Here is a 4,718-nt window from a genome sequence, read left to right as displayed (position 1 = left end):
ATTTAAACTATCATCTCCATGGTCAATGAAAAGGAATGCCATAACAAGTATTGAAAGTACCATCATGACAGAGATGATCAATAATTTATGTATCCTTTTCTGCAACATGTTTATATCCATATACAACCAACATCTTTCCTTTTTACTAATTATTTCTATCTAATTCTGCCTTATGAACAGAATAATTCATTTGATAATTCTTCTTTCTAAAAATACTATAGAACTTATTTGAAATACGCTGAATAATCAAGTGCGCATTCTCTTCGGTTTGACAATCCACTAGAAGCAGTAGTTGCGTTTCACTTGTACGAGTAAACAAGTCATTGCTTCTTAAACAAGAACCTACCAATCGTTTTACACGATCAAAATCTAAACCAATCTTTTCATAATCCAAAGTACCATCTGAAAACTGTAACATAATCAAATAATAATTTTGTTCATTACGAATAGACATTTTTAACAACAATTCATAGAAATACTTGAAAATTTCATACGAACAGAAGAAGCCTTGGTTTTGTTGATCACGGCTTGAAAGCTCACGCATGATTGTTTCCATATCTTTACTTTCTTCTTTGGCATGATCAGCAATAATGATATCGTACAATTGTTTAAAGCGTTTCGATAAACCCGTACCTAGTTCAGATAAGAAAATATCATTCAATTCATCATAATACTTCAACGCTTCACGATAATTACGTGTAGCCACTAAGCCTTTCATATAATAGTAATGTAAACCTTCATTAAATGATTCAATTAAAACCGCCTGATAATTCATAAGCATCATCTCATCATAGCGTTTTTGCGTATATAAGTAACAAGATGTGCGCATCATCGTTTTCACATACATTTGTCTAAAGATCTCTTGTTTCTGTAAAATCCAGTGCAATTGGCTTGGTGAAGCATAGAAACGACCTTGGTACAATCTGAAAATCTTTCTAGCCGTCTTAAACTCTTTTTCGTCTAAAAGTTCCGAACCATCGTTAATTTGGTTATACGCCTTTTCCAATTCAACAAAATCAATATTCCAATCTAAATTTGGATTTAAAATGTACCCTTTTCTTGTTGTTACAATAACCTCTTTGTCTTTGAAGAATTCAATTTCATTCAATTCAGCACGCAATCTAAAAATCGAGAACTTTAAAGCACTAGATGGATTCTTACTTTCTGGCCAAAGAATATCAATCAGTTCATCTTTTTGAACTGGTTTTTCACTGTGAAACAATAAGACCTGTAATAAATTCACTAGCTGCTTTCCAAATAATTCGACAATATTAACGGTTACATTATCGTTTGTGATTTCCAACCCTCCAAATGTTTTTACATAATAAGTATCACTCATGTTGATCCTCCTTCCAAAAAGATTATATAGTATCTAACCTAGTTTTATTTTACAATAAATCTGCCAAACAAAAAAGCAGAGAATCACAAAAATTCTCTGCAAATGGTTATTTTAAAGTATATTCAACATGTTGATAGTGAATTCCATTCTCTTCTATGTCGGAAAGTATTGTTTTTGTATACAAAGACTTGTCAAATTCAGGAAAATAAACCTCAGCATCCGCTTGCGCATCAATCTCAGTTAACACTAGCTTATCTGCATAAGCTAACATCTCACTATAAATCATGCCTCCACCAATACAATAGATTTCCTCATCTACATCTTTATATCGCTTCAAAAATTCTGCAACACTCGAACACATTTCGACGCCTTCACCCAAATCTGAACACGAACGCGAAATCACGACGTGATGACGTTTAGGTAACATACCTGGAAGACTTTCAAATGTTTTTCTTCCCATCACAATTGTATGTCCCGAAGTCTGCTTACGAAAAAACTTCAAATCCTGAGGCAAATGCCAAATCATATCATTGTTTTTTCCTAATTCACGATTTTTACCAATCGCCGCAATCAATGTTAATTTCATAATTCTCCTATTGTGCTAAAGGGAAACTAATTTTTCCCATATGCTCATAGCCAATCAGCTTCACATCATTCTTTGGATCAAATGCATAGAAATCTTGAATATCTGGATTCAACCACAACTTAGGTGCTGGTAATGAGCCTTTTGTTTCATAACGATTTAATTGTTCTTTAATTCCATCAATTTGATTCACGTAAATATGTGCATCTTTGATTGACCAATCAATCGTACCTGGCTCAAGTCCAGTAACCTTGGCAACCATCATCAATAAAACTGCATATTGCGTTACATTAAATGGCAAACCTAATGGAACATCACAACTTCTTTGATGTACCCAAATATTTAACTTTCCATCCGTCACATCCCATTCTGAACTCCATACACAACTAGGAAGTACAGCTGTATCTAATTCGCTATCCTGCCATAATGAGATCACACGTCTTCGATCTTCCTTATCGTTTTTTAATGAATTCAACAGTTTATTCATCAAATCATATTTTTTTACAATAAATCCATAAGCCGTACCAATGGTATGGGCAAAACTTGGATCAAAATGTTTTAATACTTTTCCCGTATTCTCATCAATCCAGTCGCCATCTTCATTAATTTCCCATTTATCCCAAATGTGAACATTTCTTTCTTGAAGCCATCTAACATCATTACTTTGAGCCTGATAGATCCAAAGCATTTCTGTAACAGCTTGACGAATAAATAACTGTTTTGTCGTCAAAATAGGAAATTCTTTAGATAGATCTAAATGAAAATGTGCACTTGGAACTTTAATTGTATCAATGCCAGTACGATTATGTACTTGAACTCCATTTTCCAAAATATCTTTACATAATCCACAATATACATCATCAAAGTATGACATCCATTTCCTCCTTAAAAACATTCTCCTCAATAAAACGACCCACTGCACTTTCATCATTTGTATAAGGACTTACAAATGCACTGCATTCTTTAACATCCTGTGAGCCATTTTTCATACATACACCCATACCGACTTTTTCAAGCATTTCCTTATCATTTTGTTCATCCCCAAAAGCCACACAGTTTTCAAGTTTGACACCAAAATGCTTAGCTACCTTTTCAATCCCATATCCTTTATTGATTCTAGGATCTACATATTCGAATAAGTTATCTGCTGTTAAGAAACCGACACAAGCCTCATTCTTATATTGTTTAGCACGTTCTAATACAATCGGCATATACTCTTTATCACAATGTATAATCAGTTTGTTGCATGTATTATTTTCTAGATATGGTTCAAGGTCAATTTCAATTTCTGTTTCACCAAAAATTCGTGCATGTTCCTGCGTTTCAATACTTGTATGATTTGTATAACGTGTGGCACCTTCCAAGATCCAAAAATCAACGTCTAAATCTTCAAAAAAATGAATCACATCTAAAACGACTTCACCATCAAGAACATGATACTCTTCTTTGGTACGTTGTCTTAAATCATATACAACGCCACCATTCATTCCCATGATAAAACTAACACTATCTTCAATTTTCCATTTTTTCAACATAGCACGAACCGTCTCTACTGGACGTCCAGATGCGATGCCAAATAAAATTCCGTGATTTTTCAATTTTGATACTGCTTTACGATTTAAATCTGATACCTGCTTTTTTGAATTCAAAAATGTACCATCTAAATCCGTCGCAATCAAAGTTACTGGTTCCATAAATTATCCTTCGTATGTTAAGAATGCAGCATATCCTTTTTTTGCTTCATAGATATCAGCTTTACTTGCCAATTCAAAAGGTGCATGCATATTATGTAAAGCTACACCACAGTCAATTACCTGCATTCCATAATTAGCCAAAATATAAGCGATTGTTCCTCCACCGCCTTGGTCTACTTTTCCAAGTTCACTTGTTTGCCAAGCTACATTGTGATCATCCATAATACGACGAATCAATGCGATATATTCTGCATTCGCATCGTTACATCCACTCTTTCCACGAGCTCCTGTATATTTATTGAATACGATACCTTTACCAAATTCAGCTTGATTTCTTGGACTTGATGCTGAAGCGTAAATTGGATCATGTGCAGCACTTACATCACTTGACAACATAGTTGAATTCATCATTGCACGTTTCACGCTTAATGCAGAATAATCACCCATACAATCCATAACTTCTGCAACAAAGTTTTCAAAGAACATAGAGTGCATACCTGTAGCACCTTGAGATCCGACTTCTTCTTTATCCACTAACAAACAAACAGCTGTACGTTTTACATTTTCTGCTTCTAATTGAGCCATCAAACTTGTATACGCACAAATACGATCATCATGTCCATAACCTAATATCATACTTGAATCGAATCCACAGCTTCTAGCACGTCCTGCAGGGACAACCTCTAATTCAGCAGAAACGAAGTCTTCTTCTTCAAAGCCATAAGTTGATTTTAAAATTTTAGCAACATTGGCCTTTACTGCATCTTTCTCTTCATTTTCTAAAGGAATAGATCCAACAGTTACATTTAAATCTTCACCGGCAATCACTTCATTTGCCTTTTTCTGTAATTGATCTGCACTTAAGTGAATCAATAAATCACTAATCACAAATACTGGATCACTTTCTTTATCTCCAATCGCTACATCTACAGTTGTTCCATCTTTCAAACAAACAACACCATGAATTGCCAAAGGCAAAGTCACCCATTGATACTTTTTAACACCACCATAATAGTGTGTATCCAAATAAGCAATGTTTCTTTCTTTACTCTTCAAATAATCGAGTGCTGTCATACTGAAATCCACCAATACTGTATCACTC

5 protein-coding genes are annotated in these 4,718 nt (G+C 34.2%); all 5 read right to left on the bottom strand.

Annotated elements, in window-relative coordinates; genetic code table 11:
• Nucleotides 1–145 precede the first annotated feature (145 nt).
• The gene (locus tag ACZQCL_RS06595; RefSeq protein ID WP_482482346.1) at nt 146–1,339 is read right to left on the bottom strand and encodes an AfsR/SARP family transcriptional regulator; all 1,194 of its coding nucleotides are present in this window, start codon (nt 1,337–1,339) and stop codon (nt 146–148) included.
• A 106-nt stretch (nt 1,340–1,445) separates the two neighbouring features.
• Nucleotides 1,446–1,925 (bottom strand): dihydrofolate reductase, encoded by a 480-nt coding sequence (locus ACZQCL_RS06590; protein WP_227991417.1) that lies wholly within the window; start codon nt 1,923–1,925, stop codon nt 1,446–1,448.
• A 7-nt stretch (nt 1,926–1,932) separates the two neighbouring features.
• Nucleotides 1,933–2,796 carry a thymidylate synthase gene (thyA, locus tag ACZQCL_RS06585; protein WP_117924051.1) on the bottom strand — a complete coding sequence of 288 codons (864 nt, stop codon included), beginning with the start codon at nt 2,794–2,796 and terminating at the stop codon, nt 1,933–1,935.
• Nucleotides 2,783–3,616, bottom strand: coding sequence for a Cof-type HAD-IIB family hydrolase (locus ACZQCL_RS06580; RefSeq protein ID WP_331865661.1), 834 nt, complete (start codon nt 3,614–3,616; stop codon nt 2,783–2,785). Before ACZQCL_RS06580 ends, thyA begins: the two co-directional genes overlap by 14 nt.
• 3 nt (nt 3,617–3,619) lie before the next feature.
• A partial coding sequence (locus ACZQCL_RS06575; protein WP_482482343.1) for an aminopeptidase occupies nt 3,620–4,718 on the bottom strand: 1,099 nt, incomplete at its 5' end.

It is taken from the genome of Holdemanella sp. (genome assembly GCF_056804935.1).
The sequence above is the reverse complement of the archived record's forward strand: the minus strand, read 5'-3'. Positions and strand labels throughout refer to the sequence as shown.

Coding starts and splice junctions, on each gene's coding strand:
- ACZQCL_RS06595 (WP_482482346.1), bottom strand. CDS start 1,339: ATGAGTGATACTTATTATGTAAAAACATTTGGAGGGTTGGAAATCACA.
- ACZQCL_RS06590 (WP_227991417.1), bottom strand. CDS start 1,925: ATGAAATTAACATTGATTGCGGCGATTGGTAAAAATCGTGAATTAGGA.
- thyA (WP_117924051.1), bottom strand. CDS start 2,796: ATGTCATACTTTGATGATGTATATTGTGGATTATGTAAAGATATTTTG.
- ACZQCL_RS06580 (WP_331865661.1), bottom strand. CDS start 3,616: ATGGAACCAGTAACTTTGATTGCGACGGATTTAGATGGTACATTTTTG.